Origin of the sequence: Streptomyces sp. NPDC059371 (assembly GCF_042751995.1) — a bacterium.
In the GTDB taxonomy this organism is placed as follows: Bacteria; Actinomycetota; Actinomycetes; order Streptomycetales; family Streptomycetaceae; genus Streptomyces.
In genome coordinates, this window is record NZ_JBHYXD010000136.1 from 1 (window position 1) to 18,986 (window position 18,986).

The 18,986-nt window shown below is 67.2% G+C and carries 19 protein-coding genes and 5 pseudogenes; 15 read left to right on the forward strand and 9 right to left on the reverse strand.

The features are described from left to right. From ACFXGX_RS39950 to ACFXGX_RS39960, 3 genes and pseudogenes are all read left to right on the forward strand, one after another. A partial coding sequence (locus ACFXGX_RS39950; RefSeq protein ID WP_384802298.1) for a SpoIIE family protein phosphatase occupies window positions 1–255 on the forward strand: 255 nt, incomplete at its 5' end. Window positions 256–472: 217 nt separating this feature from the next. Beyond that, window positions 473–643: pseudogene (locus tag ACFXGX_RS39955) on the forward strand (transposase); the annotation flags it as partial. Between the two features lie 175 nt (window positions 644–818). Further along, window positions 819–1,463: a transposase gene (locus tag ACFXGX_RS39960; protein WP_384802301.1), complete on the forward strand. Its 645-nt coding sequence runs from the start codon at window positions 819–821 to the stop codon at window positions 1,461–1,463. 395 nt (window positions 1,464–1,858) lie between these two features. Here ACFXGX_RS39960 and ACFXGX_RS39965 read toward each other — a convergent pair. The 3 genes and pseudogenes from ACFXGX_RS39965 to ACFXGX_RS39975 all read right to left on the reverse strand — a co-directional run. Further along, window positions 1,859–2,103, reverse strand: a pseudogene (locus ACFXGX_RS39965) (Hsp20/alpha crystallin family protein); the annotation flags it as partial. 44 nt (window positions 2,104–2,147) lie between these two features. Next, window positions 2,148–3,380, reverse strand: coding sequence for a PP2C family protein-serine/threonine phosphatase (locus ACFXGX_RS39970; RefSeq protein ID WP_384802304.1), 1,233 nt, complete (start codon window positions 3,378–3,380; stop codon window positions 2,148–2,150). Between the two features lie 370 nt (window positions 3,381–3,750). Beyond that, window positions 3,751–3,870: pseudogene (locus tag ACFXGX_RS39975) on the reverse strand (transposase); the annotation flags it as partial. Here ACFXGX_RS39975 and ACFXGX_RS39980 point away from each other — a divergent pair. The 4 genes from ACFXGX_RS39980 (at window position 3,829) to ACFXGX_RS39995 (ending at window position 8,324) form a co-directional block, all read left to right on the forward strand. Then, the gene (locus ACFXGX_RS39980; protein WP_384802307.1) at window positions 3,829–4,527 is read left to right on the forward strand and encodes a CHAD domain-containing protein; all 699 of its coding nucleotides are present in this window, start codon (window positions 3,829–3,831) and stop codon (window positions 4,525–4,527) included. The pseudogene ACFXGX_RS39975 and the gene ACFXGX_RS39980 overlap by 42 nt on opposite strands. Before the next feature lie 156 nt (window positions 4,528–4,683). After that, window positions 4,684–5,109 (forward strand): SRPBCC family protein, encoded by a 426-nt coding sequence (locus ACFXGX_RS39985; protein ID WP_384802310.1) that lies wholly within the window; start codon window positions 4,684–4,686, stop codon window positions 5,107–5,109. A 1,044-nt stretch (window positions 5,110–6,153) separates the two neighbouring features. Beyond that, window positions 6,154–7,338, forward strand: a complete 1,185-nt coding sequence (locus tag ACFXGX_RS39990; RefSeq protein WP_384802313.1) for an alcohol dehydrogenase catalytic domain-containing protein — start codon at window positions 6,154–6,156, stop codon at window positions 7,336–7,338. Between the two features lie 110 nt (window positions 7,339–7,448). After that, window positions 7,449–8,324, forward strand: coding sequence for an SDR family oxidoreductase (locus tag ACFXGX_RS39995; RefSeq protein ID WP_384802316.1), 876 nt, complete (start codon window positions 7,449–7,451; stop codon window positions 8,322–8,324). Window positions 8,325–8,630: 306 nt separating this feature from the next. Here ACFXGX_RS39995 and ACFXGX_RS40000 read toward each other — a convergent pair whose 3' ends face one another. Continuing rightward, window positions 8,631–9,227 carry an ISAs1 family transposase gene (locus tag ACFXGX_RS40000; RefSeq protein ID WP_384802318.1) on the reverse strand — a complete coding sequence of 199 codons (597 nt, stop codon included), beginning with the start codon at window positions 9,225–9,227 and terminating at the stop codon, window positions 8,631–8,633. Between ACFXGX_RS40000 and ACFXGX_RS40005 the strand changes: the two genes are divergently transcribed. The 3 genes from ACFXGX_RS40005 to ACFXGX_RS40015 are packed head-to-tail and all read left to right on the forward strand — an operon-like array spanning window position 9,205 to window position 10,397. Continuing rightward, the gene (locus tag ACFXGX_RS40005) at window positions 9,205–9,507 is read left to right on the forward strand and encodes a hypothetical protein (RefSeq protein ID WP_384802321.1); all 303 of its coding nucleotides are present in this window, start codon (window positions 9,205–9,207) and stop codon (window positions 9,505–9,507) included. The genes ACFXGX_RS40000 and ACFXGX_RS40005 overlap by 23 nt on opposite strands. Continuing rightward, complete coding sequence (locus tag ACFXGX_RS40010; RefSeq protein WP_384802324.1) at window positions 9,504–9,998, forward strand: IS3 family transposase; 495 nt, start codon at window positions 9,504–9,506, stop codon at window positions 9,996–9,998. Before ACFXGX_RS40005 ends, ACFXGX_RS40010 begins: the two co-directional genes overlap by 4 nt. 15 nt (window positions 9,999–10,013) lie before the next feature. Beyond that, window positions 10,014–10,397, forward strand: a complete 384-nt coding sequence (locus ACFXGX_RS40015; RefSeq protein ID WP_384802327.1) for a transposase — start codon at window positions 10,014–10,016, stop codon at window positions 10,395–10,397. Between the two features lie 318 nt (window positions 10,398–10,715). On the opposite strand, the pseudogene ACFXGX_RS40020 reads toward ACFXGX_RS40015, so the two are convergent. Together ACFXGX_RS40020 and ACFXGX_RS40025 are read right to left on the reverse strand one after the other, a co-directional pair. Beyond that, window positions 10,716–10,855: pseudogene (locus ACFXGX_RS40020) on the reverse strand (PH domain-containing protein); the annotation flags it as partial. A 364-nt stretch (window positions 10,856–11,219) separates the two neighbouring features. Further along, window positions 11,220–11,612: pseudogene (locus ACFXGX_RS40025) on the reverse strand (response regulator); the annotation flags it as partial. An 8-nt stretch (window positions 11,613–11,620) separates the two neighbouring features. Here ACFXGX_RS40025 and ACFXGX_RS40030 point away from each other — a divergent pair. Together ACFXGX_RS40030 and ACFXGX_RS40035 are read left to right on the forward strand one after the other, a co-directional pair. Continuing rightward, window positions 11,621–11,908 carry a hypothetical protein gene (locus ACFXGX_RS40030; RefSeq protein WP_384802330.1) on the forward strand — a complete coding sequence of 96 codons (288 nt, stop codon included), beginning with the start codon at window positions 11,621–11,623 and terminating at the stop codon, window positions 11,906–11,908. Window positions 11,909–12,750: 842 nt separating this feature from the next. Next, on the forward strand, window positions 12,751–13,218 hold the full coding sequence (locus ACFXGX_RS40035) for a hypothetical protein (protein WP_384802333.1): 468 nt from the start codon (window positions 12,751–12,753) through the stop codon (window positions 13,216–13,218). A gap of 151 nt (window positions 13,219–13,369) precedes the next feature. Here ACFXGX_RS40035 and ACFXGX_RS40040 read toward each other — a convergent pair whose 3' ends face one another. Together ACFXGX_RS40040 and ACFXGX_RS40045 are read right to left on the reverse strand one after the other, a co-directional pair. Continuing rightward, entirely contained in the window at window positions 13,370–14,389 is a 1,020-nt protein-coding gene (locus ACFXGX_RS40040; RefSeq protein WP_384802336.1) for an ISAs1 family transposase, read from the reverse strand. 747 nt (window positions 14,390–15,136) lie between these two features. Further along, window positions 15,137–15,670: a TspO/MBR family protein gene (locus ACFXGX_RS40045; RefSeq protein WP_384802339.1), complete on the reverse strand. Its 534-nt coding sequence runs from the start codon at window positions 15,668–15,670 to the stop codon at window positions 15,137–15,139. 491 nt (window positions 15,671–16,161) lie between these two features. On the opposite strand from ACFXGX_RS40045, the gene ACFXGX_RS40050 reads away from it, so the two are divergent. Next, the gene (locus ACFXGX_RS40050; protein WP_384802342.1) at window positions 16,162–16,479 is read left to right on the forward strand and encodes an ATP-binding protein; all 318 of its coding nucleotides are present in this window, start codon (window positions 16,162–16,164) and stop codon (window positions 16,477–16,479) included. A gap of 112 nt (window positions 16,480–16,591) precedes the next feature. After that, complete coding sequence (locus ACFXGX_RS40055) at window positions 16,592–16,816, forward strand: ATP-binding protein (RefSeq protein ID WP_384802351.1); 225 nt, start codon at window positions 16,592–16,594, stop codon at window positions 16,814–16,816. A 427-nt stretch (window positions 16,817–17,243) separates the two neighbouring features. On the opposite strand, the gene ACFXGX_RS40060 is transcribed toward ACFXGX_RS40055, so the two are convergent. Further along, entirely contained in the window at window positions 17,244–17,792 is a 549-nt protein-coding gene (locus ACFXGX_RS40060; RefSeq protein ID WP_384802345.1) for a hypothetical protein, read from the reverse strand. A 530-nt stretch (window positions 17,793–18,322) separates the two neighbouring features. On the opposite strand from ACFXGX_RS40060, the gene ACFXGX_RS40065 reads away from it, so the two are divergent. Then, a complete protein-coding gene (locus tag ACFXGX_RS40065; protein ID WP_384802348.1) occupies window positions 18,323–18,607 on the forward strand; it encodes an N-acetyltransferase in 285 nt (94 codons plus the stop codon). Window positions 18,608–18,986 lie beyond the last annotated feature (379 nt).

Genomic DNA, 18,986 nt, shown 5'->3' on the forward strand with positions numbered 1-18,986 from the left:
GGAACCCGCCCCGAACCCGTCCCCCACCCCCAGGCCGACCTGCCCTACACCCGCGGCGACACCTTCGTGCTCTACACCGACGGCCTCATCGAACGCCCCGGGGAGGACATCGACGTCGGCCTGCAACGCCTCACCGACGCGCTCGCCCACCACGCCCACCACGAACCCGAACGCCTTGCTGACGCCCTGCTCGCGGACCTCGGCGTCAGCAGCAGCGCCCGCGACGACGTCGCCCTGGTCGTCATCCGCCTATGACCCACGCGCCACCGGCGCCGCATCACGCCACCACAAACGCCCCGATCACACCTGCGATCCGAACCCGGCGTGGCCATGCCGAGCGTGTCTGAAAGATCGTGTAAGGCCGTGATGTCGAATCCTGGCCCGGGGCTCAGGCTCGGGCCCTTGGGCCGGGTGGATCGGACGAGTCATGGCAGACAAAGACGAAGCGGCCGCGTCCGTGGCCAGCAACGAGATGGTTGACGAGGTCGTCGAGCGACTGCTCGACAAGGCTGACGCCTCCGGGGCGGCCCTGCTCGGTGAGGGCGGGTTGCTGACGGAGATCACCCGGGCCGTGCTGGAGCGGGCCCTGGAAGCCGAGATGAGCGAACACCTCGGCTACGAACGCGGAGATCCCGCAGGTCACGGCTCAGGGAACTTCCGCAACGGGACTTCGCCCAAGACCGTCCTCACCGGCGCAGGGCGGTCACGCTGGCGGTTCCACGGGACCGCAACGGCGATTTCGAACCGCGCATGGTCCCCAGAATGCCCGTCGGCTCGCCGGGTTCAACGACCGTATCCTCCCCCTCTATGCACGCGGCATGAGCGTGCGCGACATCCGCTCCCACTTCGCCCAGATCTACGACGTCGAGGTCAGCCCCGACCTGATCAGCAAGGTCACCGACGCTCTGGTCGGCGAGCTCGTGAGTTGGCAGAACAAACCCCTCGATGCTGTCTGGCCGATCATCTACATCGACGCGTTGTGGGTGAAAATCCGCTCGGGGTCGGTGACTTCGAAGCCGGTCTACCTGGCCGTCGGAGTCGACATGGACGGCCGCAAAGACGTCCTGGGGCTATGGGTCGGTTCCGAGGGTGAGGGCGCGACCACGTGGACGGCAGTGCTGTCCGAGCTGCGGAACCGCGGCATCGAGGACGTCTGCATCGTCGTTTGCGATGGCCTGAAAGGCCTGCCCGACGCGATCACCGCGACCTGGCCCAAGGCCACCGTCCAGACCTGCGTGATCCACTTGACCAGAGCATCGCTCCGACTGTCATCAGCGCGGGACCACCCCAAACTGATGCCGGTCCTCAAGGCGACCCCCTCCTGGGTAGGGTGCGCGCCTCCGTACCGGATTCGTTCCAGCATCTGGTGGAACGACGTGCCGGTCCGGGCAGAGGCCGGTTCATGCAGCGAAAGCATCGGTAGTGGTTGCCTTTCTCGTGCATGGGCGTTGCAGCCGGTGTGAGGGGCAGGCGGGGTGTGTGCTGTCCGGCCCAGCTGATTGGGCGAGCGCGTCACGCTCTTCTGTGCTCGGAGCTCGGAGTAGAAGAGGGCCGTAGTCTTGGGGAGCTGGAGGTGGAAGGTGAGTTCGTCGCCGCTGCATCGGCGGTCACGTTCAGCACGCGGGTCCCAGGCCGCGGTCTGTCTGGTGGCCTACTCGATTGACGGTGCAGTCGGCCGCGGGAACCGCCCCGCCAGGAGAGTTGTTGGACTGCAGCGGGTTGAGTGGGCCAGCAGTGGGCCAGCAGTGGCAGTGGGGTGCGTGGCCGCCCCTTGGCATCGTGGCGCGAAGGTGCAGAGGCGGCAGGGCGGGTGAAGAGGGGGCTCGGTGCCCGTCCTCCGCGGCCTGGCAGCCGCATCTCAGCCGCTGATCTGCGGGTGCGCGGACGAGCCGCCGATCGCGATCTTGCGGGCCTTGGCGCGCTCGGCGATGGGGATCCGCAGGGTCAGTACCCCTGCCTCGTAGTCGGCCGTGATGCGCTCGGTGTCCAGCGTGTCGGCTAGGACCAGTTGGTGGCGGGAGAAGACGCCCAGGGGCCCCGCTCGGAGAGCTCCATCTGCACATCGTCGGCCTTCGTGACCGGCCGGCGCTCGACCTTGACGGTGAACGCGGTTCCGCGCCTCGACGCGCCGCAGCGCCCGCCCCGAGTCATCGCCTGGGAGGGGTGCGTCCCGTCTTGGACGGTCGTGAGGCGTCGGCGAGGTCGGCGCCGGTGGCGGCGTCACGCTGGGACCGACCGGTACCGTGCCAGTCCAGACACATGACGGTCGCGTCGTCCTGCAGGTGGCCGTTGTTGGCGTCGATGATCGCCGCGATGAGGATGCGGGCGGCCTCGCGAGGATGCAGTTCGCGGGTGCGCACGATCAGTTCCGAGAGGTCGAGGTCGTTGGCGTTGCGCTCCAGCATGCCGTCGGTGAGCATCACCAGCCTGTCGCCCGGCCACAGGTCCAGCGATTGGACCCGGTAGGTGTGAGGGGGATAGAAGCCGAACGGCAAATCGACCTTCGGGGTGATCTCCCGCACCCGGCCGTTCCGAATCCGCAGCGGCCAGGGGTGCCCAGCGTTGATGAACTCGGTCTTGCCGTCGATCAGGCTGATGCGCAGGAGCTGGCCGGTGACATAGCCTTGGCGGCCATGCTCGAGCATGGCCTGGTCGGCCTGGCGGGCCTGTTCGGCGAGGTCGGCGCCGGCCCGCCGCGCCCGGCGCAGGGCGCCCACCAGGAGTGTGGCCAGGAGTGCGGCGTCGACGTCGTGACCCATGGCGTCGGTGACGGAGAGCTGGACCGTGTCCCGGTCGATCACGTAGTCGAAGGTGTCACCCCCGACGTGGTCGGCCGGCTCCAGCGCCCCGGCCACCGCGAACTGTGCCGCCTCGCACGCCAGCGACGCCGGGAGCAGCCGGTGCTGGATCTCGGCGGCCAGGCTCAGCGGGGTGGTACGGCGGCCCCACTGGTACACGTCGGTGTAGGACCGGTTGGCGACGACGATGTATGCCAGGGCGTGAGCGGTCTCGCTGATCTCCCGCATCACCTGCGCGCTTGGCGCTGTGGGCAGGAACAGTTCGAGGAGGCCGATGGCGTCGCCGCGGTTGGTCACCGGGGCGACGATCCGCATCAGCGTGCCCTTGTTCTGTACGTCCGGCCGCTGGGTGCGGATCACGTCGTCATACAGGGTGCCCCGCAATGTGATCCGCTGGGCGGGTTCATCGGTGTCGATGCTGCCCGCCACTCCCAGCCGTACAACCGAGCTGCCGGTGAAATCGGTGATGAGGAACGACACCGACACCGCCCCGAGGTGCTCCTTGAGCATGCGTGCGACCACGTCGAGTGATTCCACCGGCGCCGCGGCCTCCGCAGCCTCCAACGTCCCTGCCAATGTCATTGCCCTGCCCCTGGGGCTCCCGCCCTCATGAGAACGAGAAGCCCGTCGGCGGTCCGGCCCTGCTGCGGTCACAGCGACTCCTCACTGCTCGATGACGTCCCAGAACTCTGTGCCGGAGATCACATTGCACCACGGGATCCCGGCTCCCGGAGCGCGCCTACCCACCGGTCATCTCGGACCAACCGGCACCCGCCTCGATGTGTCACAAACCCTCATCGCTGGCAGCGCCACACAGCAACGCACGTGCGTGAATGTCAGGCGACCACCACACACCTGACAGATCGGTCTCGCGCAAATCTGCGTCGCAGAGGTCGGCGGTCGTGAAGTCGTCCAGGAGCGCGGCGGTGGCAGATTCGTTGAGGAGAGACAAACGGTCCGGCTCGTCCGTCCACTCCCGCGGCAGATACAACTGCCACTCCAGCGGGCACGAGGCGGTGTCGGTGGCGGCATGGACACTGACCGCGACCTGGCAGTTCGCCCGTTTGCCGACCGCAGAACGCGACCACGAAGTGCTTCGCGAGCGCCGCACCGCAGGCGTACGGGAACTGCTCGGCGAACTCGTCCTGGGCCCGGTCCAGGCACGGCTCAATGCCTGGGACGTCGCCCGGTGGGCCGAAGCCCGTCGCCGCACGCTCGCATCACCCCGCTACCTGAACCTGCTGGAAGACTTGGAGTCCCTCACCGAAGCGCCGCCCCTGCGCGCGCCAAGGCAGCCAGCAAACCCGGGAAGGTCCTCGGCAAGGCCCTGCGGAAGGAGTACCGCCGCCTCGCCGGACGCATGGAACCAGCGTTCGACATGGCACCCGGTCCCGAGCGCGATGCTGCGATCCACCACGCCCGCAAGGCCGTCAAGCGCCTCCGCTACGCCGCGGAGGCGGCCCGCCCGGCCTTGGGCGGACCCGCGCGGCGGCTCGGCAAGCGCGCCAAGGCCGTACAGCAGGTGAGCGGAGCCCAGCACGACAGCGTGGTGACGCGGGAGGCCGTGCTCCGGCTCGCCGTTTCCGCCCACGCGGCGGGGGAGCCCGGCTTCACCTGGGGCGTCCTGCACGGCCGGGAAGGAGCCACGGCCGACGCCCGTGAGCGACAGCTTCCGCAGGCCTGGGCCAAGGCCCGCGCGGCGGCGCGGAGCAAGGCTCTGCGGTCCTGAGGCCGCGGAACCGGCGGAACCGGTGAACTGGGGAAGCACCGGCCAGGGGGGAGCGGGGACCGGGGGAGCGTCGTGTGGGCCGCACGGGGGCGGGTAGCCGAGTCCCATGATTCGACGCCGCCCCGGCGTCGACCCGAGGAGGAGAGAGGTATCAGCGTGTCCGCTTCCCTGGTGGAGACTGTCGACATCCAGGCCCCCGTGTCCGACGCCTGGGATCTGTGGAGCGATGTGACTCGGTGGCCGTGCTTCCTGAGCCACGTCCGTCTGGTGGAGCCGCTGGACGAACGCCGGTTCGCCTGGCAGCTGTCCCTGCCGGGCGCGGACAAGAACTTCGTCGCCGAACTGACCGAAGTAATCCCCGGGGAGCGGATCGCCTGGCACACCACCCAGGGCGTCCACCACGCCGGTGTCGTGACGTTCCACCCTCTGAGCGACACCTCGAGCCGCGTCGCCCTGCAGATCGAGTACGACCCGAAGGGATTCGTCGAGCACTTCGGCGCACTCACCAACCTCGACTCGGTCCTGGCCAACTACGACCTCGGCGAGTTCCAGAAGCTCGCCGAGACCGCAGCCACCACCTGACGCCCCGCAGGCCGCGCCAGCGGCGCCGAACGCGGCCCGGAGACAACCGAGTCGACCGTTACCGGCCTCCGCTGAGCACGCGCCGCCTGACACTCCCAGCCAGTCACCTGCCCCCTCGTGGAACCCCGCGGCAGGAAGGCCGCCCCGGCATGGTTTTGCCCAGGGACGCCGGGACACTCGGCACGTCTTGGTGTCCGCGACCGGGCACTCCGACCGCAGTGCACGGCAGACGCCTGACCCGTCGGCGAGGAAGCCGGCGGCAAGATTTCCTCGTTGGTTTCACGCGGCCGCCAGCCGAATGACGGTGCCGCCCGGCTAGGCGACAGCAGCGTTTTCAGTCGCCGCCGTTCCCGCCCGGAATGGTCAGGCGGCTTGGGCCAGTTCGGCGCGACCGAACAGTGGCTCCTCCGTGAACCCGATCGTCGCCCTCTGACGCCCGCTCACCCAGGCGCCAAGACGCCCTCGATGCCGGTCAGCCCAGGCCAGTGGACGCCACGTTGGCGTCATGGCCGGAGGAAGGAAACCGGACTGCCGGCTGGTGGCTGGGCTGTGGACGCCGAAGGGTCGCTCTCGGCCGGCTGGCCGAAAAGGCGGGCCGGGCCTAGCCCAATGGAAATTCCTGGCCCGTTCTCCGCTCAGTGACGTTCTGGAACTGGAATCCATGCTGCTGAGTGTCCAGGGCAGGGGGCCTGCTGGCGCGGCTTGCGAGCCCTGGCGGAGACCGACGGGCGGCTCTTCGCCGAACACCTGGACCTCCTTGTCACGTGAGCCGACTGCCAGTCCGCTGTGCTGGAACGACTCCGTCTGGCTGCCGTCGAAACGGCCTCGGTCGTGTGGCGCCCTTGCGCGGGAGTCATCTAAGGACTTACACACCCTCCGCTTTCATGCCTGGTATGTGTCGATTATGTATGCCGGGTACTCGGTGCGGCGTGCTGCCCGGCAGCCTTGACCGTCGTTGACACCGGGGCGGATGGGAGCGCGGAAGCCCGCTCCGACCACGGGATCGTGTTCGGTCCTAGGCGGCGTGGTGACCGAGGAGGATCTATGAAAGCGCTGGCATGGCACGGGAAGCGGGACGTACGCGTGGACACGGTTCCGGATCCCGAGATCCAGGATCCGACCGACGTGATCATCAGGGTGACGACGACCGGGCTGTGCGGTTCCGATCTGCACCTGTACGAAGTCCTGGGACCGTTCCTCGACGTCGGCGACATCTTGGGCCACGAACCGATGGGGATCGTCGAAGAGGTCGGCTCCGAAGTGGTGAACGTCCTCAAGGGCGACCGGGTGGTCGTACCGTTCAACATCTCCTGCGGTACCTGCTTCATGTGCAAGGAGGGCCTGCACTCGCAGTGCGAGACCACCCAGGTCCACAGTCAGGGAAGCGGCGCGGCCCTGTTCGGATATACGAAACTCTACGGTCAGGTCCCCGGGGGGCAGGCCGAGTACCTGCGCGTACCGTTCGGCAACACACTGCCCATCGCCGTCCCCCCGGGGCCTCCGGACGAACGGTTCGTCTATCTTTCCGATGTCCTTCCCACCGCGTGGCAGGCCGTCGACTATGCGGCCGTCCCTCTTGGTGGCAGCGTCGCGGTGCTCGGTCTGGGGCCGATCGGGGACATGTGTACCCGCATCGCCGCCCGTCGTGGCGCCGGGACCGTCATCGGGATCGACCTAGTGCCTGAGCGGCTGGATCGAGTGAAGGCGCACGGAGTGCACACGCTGAACCTCGAGGAACACGGAGACGGGCTAGTGGAGGCCGTCCGCGAACTCACCGTCGGACGCGGCCCCGACTCCGTCATCGACGCCGTCGGCATGGAAGCCCACGGCGCCACCGTCACCCAGGCCGTGCAGCAGATGACCACGCTGCTGCCGGGCAAGCTGGCTGCCAAGTTGATGCAACGCGTCGGCGTGGACCGCCTGTCTGCCCTGTATCTGGCCATCGAGCTCGTCCGCCGGGGCGGCACGATCTCCCTGTCCGGTGTCTACGGAGGGATGGCTGACCCCCTGCCCCTGCTGACGATGTTCGACAAGCAGATCCAGCTACGCATGGGCCAGGCCAACGTCTGGCGCTGGGTGGACGACCTCCTGCCTCTGCTCACCGACACCGACCTGCTCGGTGTCGAATCCTTCGCCACCCACCACCTGCCGCTGGAGCAGGCACCTGAGGCGTACGACATGTTCCAGAAGAAGCAGGACGGCGCGGTGAAGATCCTCTTCAACCCCTGACCGGCCCCGGATCCAGGTCCGGCGATCGGGCAACGACCGCGCACGCGAGGGCTCGTCCATACTGTCGCGGGCTTGCCGGCCATCGCCGTGGCCGCATCGGAGAGTGTGCAGTGACCAAGCAGCAGAGTCCTCTGGACGGGAGGGTCGCCGTCGTGACGGGAGCCGCCCGGGGTCTGGGTGAGGCCGTCGCGCGGGAGCTGGCCCGGCGCGGTGCCCGATTGGCCCTTCTGGGCCTTGAGGAAGAAGAGTTGGCGCGCGTGGCGGCCTCCCTTCCCACGACCGCGAAGCACTGGTTCGTGGATGTGACCGACGATGACGCGATGCGGCACGTAGCCGATGAAGTCCGGCGGTCTCTCGGCCCGCCGTCGGTGGTGGTGGCCAATGCGGGCATCGCCGAAGGCGGCCCCTTCGACGAGTCCGATCCAGCACTGTGGCGGCGTGTGATCGAAGTGAATCTGATCGGCAGCGCGATCACCCTCCGCTCGTTCCTGCCGTCGCTGACCGCGACGCACGGCTACTACCTCCAGATCGCCTCGCTGGCATCCATCGGAGCCTCACCGATGATGAGCGCGTACTGCGCTTCCAAGGCCGGCGTCGAGTCCTTCGTGCACGCCATGGGCGCAGAGCTGGCCCCCCGAGCTACAGGCGTGGGCATCGCCTACCTGAACTGGATGGACACCGACATGATCCGCGACGCGGACCAGCACGCCGTGCTCCGCGAGCTGCGCTCCAAGATGCCCAGACCGGCCCGGAAGGTCCACCCTGTCGACGTAGTGGCCGCACGGCTCGCGAACGCTGTGGAGCGGCGCTCTCCCGCCGTCTACGTCCCCGCCTGGCTCTCCATGGTGCAGGTGGTACGTGCGGCGCTTCCGCCCCTGGTCACCCGCCTCGCGCGCCGCTCACTCACGCGCACGTCCTTCGCCCCGACCGGCGCCCTCGGCACAGGCGGCCAGGTGGCCGTACACCGCTCTAACTTCGTAAGTTGACGTCACGACCGCTGCCTTGCGGGCTCGATCTGAGGCTGCTGGATGCGGAGTCGACCGGAGAGCAGCCGCCGAGCAGAGGTGAGGGCGCGCGCCGCACCAGTGGTGCTGCAAAGCGCCGCACGCGCTGCGTCGACACCGCAGGCACCGTGGACCCCTCCGCCCGGATGCGCGGCGCCGATGCCACGTAGAGGCCTCACACGGGAGTCTCTGCGCGCCTGCACGTCCGCGAATGGACGTGCAGCGGGTGCCACGCCGTCTATGACCAGGGCTGGGTTCAAAGTCCTGGTGATCATGTGGTGTTGTTGGTCAGGGCAGTCCGATCAGGTCCAGTGGGCGGGTGAAGGGTGTGTAGGAGAGCTCGCGCAGGCCGGCGGCGATGCTGTGGTGCCCAGCGGTGCGTAGGGTGCTGATCGCGAAGCTGCGCAGGGTGGCCATGTTCTCCGGTCCGTGCCCGGTGCGGATCTTCGAGGCGCCCTCGCCAAACGTGGTGTCTCTTACGTGGCGCACGGCCTCGATGCCCCATTGCGCGCGGACGAGTTGACCGATGGCCTGGGGAGATGCCGCACGCGCTGTCAGGTCGGTGATGGCGTAGACGGTCTCACGGGTGATCTTGCCGGTCTTGAGGTCGGTGCGATGCCGGTGGATCTTCACGGCCTGAGCCACGTGCGGGAAGTCCAGCCCGAGACTGGTGACGGTGAGGGTGCGCACCGAGCGGGTCTCACGTCGTCCGTGCCCCGCCTCGCGGTCATAGCGACGGGCGGTCACCTCCTTCCACGGCAGCGAGCACAACGCGTTGTGCAGCGTCGGCTGGTTCCGCTTGACCACGAGCAGGTAGTGCGCCCTCTTCGCTTCGACCAGCCACTTGGCGTGGTCACGGTGGGTGTGCAGGGCGTCGGCGGTCACCACGACACCGGCCAAGAGCATCGCCGTTGACCTGGGCGTCAACCAGGCGACCCTGCGCGAGTGGGCGCTGCGGGACCGCGAACGCGGTGGCATCACCGCCGCGGCTGCGAAGCCGGCCGCCCCACCTCGGCAGGCGGTGCCGTCCGCTGATCCGCACGAGCGGGTGCGGCAGTTGGAGGCCCGGGTGGCCGAGCTCGAGGCAAGTGAGCGCAAGCTCGCCGCCGAGCGTGACATCCTCCGCAAGGCGGCCAAGTATTTCGCCGGAGAGACGAACTGGTGATCAGCCGCTTCCAGTTCGTCGACGACCACCGGGACACCTACGAGGTGAAGCGGCTCTGCCAGGTCCTGGGCGTGAACCGGTCCAGCTACTACAAGTGGCTCGCCGGCGCCGAGGCCTGGGCCGCCCGACAGCACAAGGACCGGATCCTGGCCGAGGAGATCCGTCAGGTCCACAGCGAGTCCGGCGGCGCCTACGGCTCCCCGCGAGTGACCGCCGAGCTCCGCGAGAAAGGGCGGCGGGTCAACGAAAAACGGGTCGCCCGGATCATGTGGACGTTCTCCATCACCGGAATCCGCCTGCGCAGACGCGTGCGCACCACCGTCCCGGACCCGGCCACCTCACCGGTCCCGGACCTGTTCCAGCGGGACTTCACCGCCGCCGAGCCGGGACGCAAGTACATGGGCGACATCACCTATCTCCCGCTCGCGGGCGGGGAGTTCCTCTATCTCGCGACCGTCCTGGACTGCTTCAGCCGCAAAGTCGTCGGCTAGTCCATCGCCGACCACATGCGCAACCTGGTCGCCGACGCGCTGCGGACGGCAGCCCGCACCCGCGGTCGCCTGGACGGTGCCGTGTTCCACTCCGACCACGGGGCCCAATACAGATCCCGGGCCTTCGCCGACCTCTGCGACCAACTCGGGGTCACACGGTCGATGGGCGCGGTCGGCACCAGCGCCGACAACGCGGCCTGCGAAAGCTTCCACGCGTCCCTGAAACGCGAGACCCTCCAGGGTGCCCACGACTTCGGTGACGCCGGCACCTGCCGCAGAACCGTCTTCGCCTGGCTGACCCGCTACAACACCCGCCGGCGGCACTCCGCCAAGGGGCACCTCAGCCCCGACGAATACGAACGCCGACACCACACCGCTAAACTCACGCTCGCCGCGTGATCAATAACCGCGTGCCCACCTTCACGGGGAAGGCCCGGGGCAGCGTTCCGTGGTCGTGTACCCGCCGGTGAAGCATGAGGGGCGGAAGGTGGAAGTGGACGGGGTGCTGGCGGGCAGAGCGTGCTGGCTGCGTGATCTCACTGAGGTGCTGCGGCGTGCAGGCTGGGAGGGGCTGCTGCATGAGCTCAACGTGGCCGACTTGCCGGCCACGACTCCGATGGGCTGTTCAACCACGGTGTGCGAGCGCATCGCTTCATGCAGCTGGGCATTCTCGCCCTGCAGCTCCTCCACGAGCCCTGCCGTGCGTTCCTCCACCTGCGAGTAGTGCGAGCGCAGGGACGCGACCTTGCCCAGGGCAGGACGATCACGCGGAGCGGGTTGCGGATGCGCAGTCGGTCCTCGTTGGCGTAGACGGCGGGGCGCAGGGTGAACGCGGTCACCAGCGGCACGACGAGGATGGGGTGCGAGCTTGGGGCATCGTCAGGTGAGAACCGTCCAACTCGCGGCGTGTCCACTATGAATGCGGGCACCGGTATGGCGGGAGGTGTACCCGTGACCCGATCATCAGGAATGCATGATCCGCCAGCCTGGGCCAGGCCGGGGGCCCGCTGGGTCTCCTGGATCTGTTGGCCGATGCTGTGCTTGTGCGTCGGCCTGGTGACATGGCGAATAGCCGAAGGCTCTGCAGGCCACGCCGTCTATCCGGCTCTCACGGTCGTCGTCTTTGGCAGCCTCCTGATCTTGAATCGGGCCAAGCGGCGACAGCGCGCAGGACAGCCGTAACGCGGCCAGCTGCTCCTCTGGCGCTCGCGGAGCAGGCGCTCAGGTGTGAGGCGGGCGGGTGGCGGTGTCGAGGTAGAAGGCGTCGATGCTTTGGACGGACTGCTCAAACTCCTCCAGATTGACGGGCTTGGTCACATAGGCGTTCGCGTGGCTGCTGTACGCACCGGCGACGTCGTCGGGAGCGGTGGACGTGGTGAGCACGACAACGGGGATGGTCTGGAGGTTCTCATCCGTCTTGAGGATGCGAAGGAGGTCGCGTCCGTTCATCCGGGGCATGTTCAGGTCCAGGACGATCAGGTCGGGGCGCGCGCTGGCGGGGGCGCGCAGGTGCTCGAGTGCGGCGACTCCGTCGTGACCTGGACCAGTTTGCGGGCCCCCGCGCTCGGAGAGGGCTTCCTCGATGAGCAGGGCATCGGCCATGTCATCTTCGAGTCCTGCGGATGACTCACGGCTCGATCTTCAACGCGATCGCCAAGGTCCGCTCGACCACCAAGAACACACTGATCCGCGCCCTGGCCGATCAGGCGAACAACACGGTGTTCGACCACATCACCGTGATGGAGAAGACCGGCCTCGTACTCGATGCGGGCGCCCTTGGTCGTGATGCGGGAGACCCCAGTATCAGTAAAGGTGTCCAATCTCAGGAAGGTCTTGTCGTGGCCGCGCACCTGGACATGGTGGCCTTCGCCGTAGGCGGGATCGGTCACCGCGGTTGCATCGGCATGTAAGACCTTGGCGATGGCTGCCCAATCAAAATTTGCTTGTCCTTCGTGTTCTGACATATGAGAGCGGATTATAAGGGGCAGGGGCGGCAAAAGGTGTAAGGCAGATTACAGGACGCTTGTAGTCCTACGCTTTCCGGCGTGATGGCACGTGCCACGTTGCGGCCAAAGCCCAATAAGGCGCAGACTGTAACTAGGCCGCGCGGGCGCATAGTTACTGAACGTTCCGTCCGGCGGCGTCTTCGGGCACGGCATGGAATCACGACCGGTGCCCTTATCTTAGCCGCGTCGTAGCGGCTAGCCGGGCGGCTGAGAGGTCTCCCTGAATGTAGCCCGAGAGCATCGAAGGTGAAGCGATGGGCGGGAACGAAAGCGGGATGACATCGTCAGGCATCCCCAGGGCGCAAGCAATGATCGATAGGCTCGGCGATCTAGCATCGAGTCACGCAAGTATGACAACCCGGCTCCTGGAGAGGCGCTTGACCCGACAACGATAAGGGTTGATATGCTGCGTATCCGCAAGGAGGAAATCAAGGATTTGGAGGAGCTCGCGGAAGCGGACCCTTCCTTCAGGCCCCAGGGTGTCAGCGATGGCATCGCAGCGACAGAAAATGATATCCAAGATCTCACTAGGTCTCTGGATTTCCCTAATCCCTTCTTCACGTGAGCAGTAGGGGTGCCGCCCGCATGGTGGTGCCAGGCGGGCACTCTCACCAAGGACGCGGGTGCTACCCAAGGCTCAAACCCGTTGCCGGGCCCGCGCCTCACTTGGATCCCTCTGTGGGGCCACCAAGATCACTGAGGCGGGCGCTTCGCGCCTTAACCGACCGGCAAATGGAATTAGCGGTATGGACATCGAGCTGACGTATGACAAAGGGCTGCTGCGTGGTATCGGCGGTGCGGCGATCACCTACGGTCGGCGGGAGTGGATGGACAGCACGCCCCGCGCTCTGGGTTCATGGCCCCTCGAATACCAGCGGTTCAGTTCCACTCTGCGGGCGGTCGGCGATATCGAGATCACCTACCGTCAGCGGTCGAGCCTGCCGCGCACCGTGGGCCGGTGGAGCTGTGAAACGAGCAGATTCGGCGGCCGCCTGGATAGCATCGGCCCTCATGAACTGAGGCACGACGGAGGCGGCCGCGTTTGTGCCGTCGGTCCCCTCGAAATCTTCTACGACCGAGGCGGGGGCCATGCCATTCGCGTGCGGCTGCCGGGCGACGACGCGACGCTGTCCGACGAGTTGCTCCTGGTGCTCTTCCTCGTGCTGTTCTGGCAGCAGCAAGCCTGGGACGCGTACCACCAGGCCAACCGCTGACAGCCGGCACCGGCCCGTGAGCGCGCTTGGGCCGTCCGGCAGCCCGCAAGCTGGTGGAGAACACGACCCGCATCGAGCTGGCCAACGTAATGCCCTCACGAGGCCAGGGCCAGGGCTGTTGTAAAGTCTGGCGGTCTTGAATCGTTGCTGGTCAGGCGAGTCCGAGAAGGTCGAGCGGACGGCGGAAGGGCTCGTAAGACATCTCGCGGATCCCGGCTGCGATGTTCGCGTGACCGGCCGCTCGCAGGGTGTTGATCGCGTAGCTGCGGAGCGTGGCCATGTTCTGCGGCCCGTACCCGGTGCGGATCTTCGAGGCGTCTTCGGCGAACGTGGTGTCACGAAGGAAGTGGAGCCGGTTCTCGATCACCCACTGGGAACGGGCCAACTGTCCGAGACGCTGGGGAGATGCCTGGCGGGCTGTCAGGTCGGTGGGCGCGTAAACGGGCTGCCGGGTGACCTTGCAGGTCCTGATGTCGGTGCGGTGGCGCAGGATTTTCACGGCCTGGACCACGTGGGGAAAGTCCAGGCCGAGGTCGGTAACCGTCAAGGCCCTGGTCGCCCTCGTCTCCTTGCGGCCGTGTCCCGTCTCGCGGTCGTAGCGCCGGGCGGTGGCATGTTTCCACGGCAGTGCCCTCAACTGCCGGAACAGTCCGGGCTGGTTGGTTTTGACCACCAGCAGAAAGTGCGCCTGCTTCTCCTCCACCAGGAACCGGGCGTGGGCGTGCTGGGTGTGCAGCGCGTCGGCGGTCACCGTCACGCCGGCCACGTCGAACGGCTCCAGCAGGGCGGCGAAACAGGTGATCTCGTTGGTCTTGTCCGGCACCCGCAACTGGGTGACCGTCTGCCCGGCACCGGTCATCGCGGCCAGCAGATGCGCGGCCGGGCTGGTGCCGGTGCGCGAGCCCCGGGCGCTCTTGCCGTCCACCGCGAGGGTGCCGGCCCCGGCTGGATCGGTGCCGAGCAGGTCGGCGAGTCCGCCCGGGCAGACCGCGTTCAGGACGCGGCGCACGGTTGCCGCGCTCGGCGCGACGCGGACGCTGAACACTGTGGCCACGCGGGCACCGAGCCGGGCGAGGGCCGTCTGCGGGGCCGCCTTGGCCCACTGGCCGATCGCCGTGAACGAGCGGGCCCCGGCCAGTGCGGCGGAGCAGGAGATCAGCAGCACGCTCACGAACGAGTGACGCCTTCCGCGCCGGTGGCGTGGATCGGCCAGCGTGACCAGCCGCTGCGACAAATGTGGGAGTGCGCAGTGCTGACGTGAGGGCGACTTGATCAGGCAGACGCTGGCAGACTGACGGCACATCGAAGCTCCGGTTGGACAGGGCGACTTGGCAAGGTCACCCCTTCAACTGGAGCTTCGTTGCGTACGTGGCGGTCCACCGATACACCATCGCATGGCCGTGACCTGCATAAATTCATGAGGTTCAGGACTTTGAAACCGCCCTGCGTCCATGACCGCGACCACAACGCAGCGCGTAATTTCCTATCGGAAGGACGCCGCATCGTCGCCTCTGAACGGGTAGAGACGCCCAATGCCTTGGGGGTGCCGGTAAAGACGGGCACACGTGCCCGCACAGCGAGTTGAAGTAGGAGGCCCAGAAGCGTGAGACGACCCAGGCCGAAATCCCCGGACTTTAGGCCAGGGAGCACGTCAACGCTGCTGTTTGAAAACGGAAGGAGGGAAACCCGTTCATATACGGGGTTTGGACTCAAGCCCCGTAGAGGGTTCTGCGGGACGGTTTCCCGCAGGGCCCTCGCGGACGGCTGTTGCAGCCGGAGCCAAGATGACGGATCCAGCCCAGCGGGAGCACCCTCAGCGGCCATGACGCCAACGCGAATGCCTCGCCACGCCTGCGATCTTGCCTTGCGAACTGGGCCTGCACCTACGACGGGGGGAGCCGTCAGTTCTTGCCGGAACTCAGGCGGGGTTGCGTCGGACAATGGCCCCATTCAGGACGGTGGCGAATGCGCACCATCCTGCGTAGGGGAGTAGAGCTCTGGCCGCTGCACGGTCGGCACCTGCCGTCCGGCTGATGAGAGCAATGTTGCTCATGTCGAGCAGGAGTGTGCCGACGAGGCCCGCCTTCGGACTCTGCCGACGGAAGAACAGCCAGTTCCACGCGGTGTTGAGAACAAGGTTGACCCCCAAGGAGGCCGCCAGGGCACTTCGGTTCCTACCTCTGGCCTGTTGCAGAGCGTGCCCGCCCGCCCAGGCAATAGAGGCGTACAACGGTGTCCACACCGCGCCGAACGCCCACGGGGGAGGCTGAAACGCGGGCTTCTCCAAGTGCTCGTACCAGGTGCTGTTCGGGTCCACGGCGGCGGCTCCAGCTACCGCGGCCGCAGACACCGCCGCCGCAGTGACCACGTACGGCGCCCAACTGCGCGAGGGAGCCTGCCCTTCACTCAGAAGCCTCATAACCTGGAGGGTCCCCGCCTTCAGCCAGCTCACACCAGACAGACTGACACCCGTGGAGGTCTCCCGGTTGCCCTTGAGCTTGTCGGAACAGCCACTTCGGGCGCCGCCAGCGCAGTACCTAGCCCGGCCCCACCAGGTGCGTGGACGGGAGCCGGGCTACAGGCTGAGAGCCCGAATACCGGGTAGACGATCGCCGGGCTCTCGCCGCTCGCGCATTGAACGCGACCTAGGAAAACGACGTTTTCGTGGTCATGGACACGGAGGCGACACCGATCCATCACGCGCCCTGTTCGCCAACAAGCCGAGCACAGCGCAGTAATCCATCGGCGGTACAGACGGCCCGGTCCTTGAGGGTGGAGTCGGTACCGGGCCGCCATCCCCACCATGCCCCGAGCGACAAGGCGCTGCCAGTCGCGCACGGCACACGGGTGAGCACGAAGCTGCGCGAGCCTTCTCGACGCCGATCAACACGTGGGCGAATCGCGGTCTCCGCGTCACGCTCCGCCCCGAGAGGGGAGCCTTCCATGTCGTTCACCTGGCGCTACGTCGTACGTTCCGTCGGAGGGTTCTGCCGTGTCGCAACGTTGCCGGCTGATGCTGGCAGTTCCGGGTCCGGGGGTGAGATCAAGGCGTTGAAGGCCCCGGCCCCGCGGGATGCGGCAGCACGGCTCGCCGAGCGGGCCCGCGACGAGGGCTGGAGCCACGAGGAGTATCTGGCCGCCTGCCTGCAACGGGAGGTCGCCGCCCGCGACTCCCTAGGCGCTGAGGGACGCATCCGGGCGGCCCGCTTCCCCTCCCGCAAGTCGCTGGAGACTTCGACTTCGACCACCAGCGGTCGGTGAAACGCGAGGTCATCGCCCATCTGGGGACGCTGGACCTCGTCGTCGGGAAGGAGAACGTGATTTTCTGGGGCCGCCCGGAACCGGCAAGACCCACCTCGCTGGCGGGCTCGGCATCCGGGCCTGCCAGGCCGCTCACCGGGTCGCCTTCGCCCCCGCCGCCCGATGGGTCACCCGCCTCGCCGAAGCCCACCAAGCAGGAAGGATCAGCGACGAGTTGACCCGGCTGGGCCGGATCCTGCTGGTCGTGGTCGACGAAGTGGGCTACATCCCCTTCGAACCCGAGGCAGCGAACCGTTCGTCCAGTTCATCTCGGGCCGCTACGAACGCGCGTCAGTGATCGTGACCAGCAACAGGCCCTTCGGAAAAGCGCACATGTTCCGGCGAACCCGTGCCAGGCGGCGCCGAAACCTCACAGGTTCCGTTGATCAGGCGGATGCTGCATGATCGAACGATGCTGGGCGAGGCAGAGAAGTACGCAAGGTTCCCGGGGAGCCCCTTGCTGGCTCAGGTCAAGACGGCCTTCGGGCGTACTTCGGTCCGCTGGTGCGGGGATCCTCTGCCATGACGTGCAGGTGCCACCTTTGCGCCGAGGTATGCAGACCTGCTGTGCTGCCCCGCCCCCGCGGTCGGGCCGAGGCACGACCGGTGCGTGCCAGGGAGAGCTCAAGGGAACCCGGGGGCGTCGTGCTTCGGGCAGCAGGAGCGTGCTCTGCGGCGCCCCCTGCGGACGCGGATTTTACTGGCGTGCGTGGGGCTGCTGCTACCTACGCTTGCCGCGGTTTGCGTCGCTTGCCCCAGGTGCCTTGTGGCCTGTTTCGGTCCTGCGCCAGCATCATCGCGTCAAACTGGGCTTTGCTGGTTACGGCTCGTGGTTCAGGGACGAGTCTGGTCGTCGTCGATCGCCACGGGACGGCCGAGGCCCAGCCGACCCGGGGCATGGTCTCGTCGTAATGCGGAGCGAGCTGCGCGACGTCGATCGCAGGCATCCGATAGGCCAGGTCGCGGACGTGTTCGAGCAACCTCTCGGGCAGCGCGACGTGGTGGGTCTCCAGGTAGTGCGGGAAATCCTGGCGCCACAACCAGGTGCCGTCGGTCACCAGGGACGAGCATCCCCGGGAGTGACGGTGGGGGCTGCCGGTAATGGCGTCGCGCCCGGCCTCCATGACGTCGATCAGCACGTGGCCGGCGTCCAGGTAAGCCACCAGGCGCGCCTCGTCCGGCTCGCCGACGGGTCGGACAGCATCGCGGATCGATCCGTTCGGCTGACCGGAGCCGTTGTCGAGTTCGTCGTAGAAGCCCAGCAACCCCAGCACTGCGTCCCCTTTGATGAGCTGTTGTGTCCTGCTGGCGCTGGCAGGAACGGCCACCGTTGATCATCGGTGTGGGAAGGTAAACGATCACGCGACGGCTGCAGGTCACAGCTTGACATCCTCCCGGGCCGTCTTGTCAGGCCCGCTCACGGTTCCAGCCCTGTACCGCCGCTGCTGGAGGCCGACGGCAGCGCGGTCACTCCCCATTCGCACAGTCCACGCGAATGAGGGCGCGCCTCTCGCCCTTGCGCCAGGTGTCGTAAGCCGCGAAGGCCCTTTGCTGCGGCGTGACATGTGTCCGCGGTGAGCGGGCACTCGCGATGGCTATGCAGGTAAATCAGACGTATGCCAGGAGTAACCCCCTTGTTCGGGCCGGGCTTTGGGCGCACCCCGCGCCACGGCATTCTGAGGGAAGGCACCGGCGCACCGGACGTCGTCGGGGCCGGTGGCATCGCAGGCTGCTTGCCTATCGTGGTGTCGAGATCCTGCTGTCTTCCTCGCCGGAGGATGCAGGTGAGGAGTGTCTCCTGCTGGTGCACATCCGCAGGGTGATCGGGCGGGTGACCTATCGCGCATGTGACACGTGCGCCGAGGGCGTGATCACCGATGTCACCCTGGACGAACCCTTCCGCGACTGCGGACTGGGTACCAGGGCACTTTCACGTCTGCATTCGCAGTATCCCGGCATCACCTGGTGCACCACACTCGACACCCGGCTCACCCGCGCACTGCTGCGCCGGATGCGCATCCCCAAGACGACCACGGGAGGGAACTGCCCCCACGGCCGACCTGGCGTCGCTGCTCCTGCCCGTGGTTGAGAGCTGTCGGCGGGCGGGCGTTCGCATCCCCTCCCGGCCTCCGCCCCGGTAGATGAATCAATCATTTCGTTCGCTTCGCCGGTCGGTGCCATCGGCACGGTCGTGCACCACGAACTGAGTAGCTGCGACGGGGACAGCGAAGACGATGCAGACGTGCGTAACCCGCCACGCGCAGCAACTCGTGACCCACCTCGAACACACCAGGACAGTGGCTGGCCCTGGAACAGAAGCGGCTAAGAGGTCGTTTTCATCTGCCTTGCCTGGTTATTAGGCGATTCTCTGGGTGATGGATGGTGGTGCAGGCGAGTTCTTGGAGGCTGTCGATGTCTCTGGGTTGTGGGAGGTGGCGGATGGGGCAGAAACGGTCGTAATCCTGTTT

What these genes read in the sequence shown, in the direction of transcription:
- ACFXGX_RS39960 (WP_384802301.1), top strand. Translation starts at nt 819, where the DNA reads ATGAGCGTGCGCGACATCCGCTCCCACTTCGCCCAGATCTACGACGTC.
- ACFXGX_RS40030 (WP_384802330.1), top strand. Translation starts at nt 11,621, where the DNA reads ATGACTCACGGCTCGATCTTCAACGCGATCGCCAAGGTCCGCTCGACC.
- ACFXGX_RS40015 (WP_384802327.1), top strand. Translation starts at nt 10,014, where the DNA reads ATGCGCAACCTGGTCGCCGACGCGCTGCGGACGGCAGCCCGCACCCGC.
- ACFXGX_RS39970 (WP_384802304.1), bottom strand. Translation starts at nt 3,380, where the DNA reads ATGACATTGGCAGGGACGTTGGAGGCTGCGGAGGCCGCGGCGCCGGTG.
- ACFXGX_RS40035 (WP_384802333.1), top strand. Translation starts at nt 12,751, where the DNA reads ATGGACATCGAGCTGACGTATGACAAAGGGCTGCTGCGTGGTATCGGC.
- ACFXGX_RS40050 (WP_384802342.1), top strand. Translation starts at nt 16,162, where the DNA reads ATGTCGTTCACCTGGCGCTACGTCGTACGTTCCGTCGGAGGGTTCTGC.
- ACFXGX_RS39980 (WP_384802307.1), top strand. Translation starts at nt 3,829, where the DNA reads ATGGACACTGACCGCGACCTGGCAGTTCGCCCGTTTGCCGACCGCAGA.
- ACFXGX_RS39990 (WP_384802313.1), top strand. Translation starts at nt 6,154, where the DNA reads ATGAAAGCGCTGGCATGGCACGGGAAGCGGGACGTACGCGTGGACACG.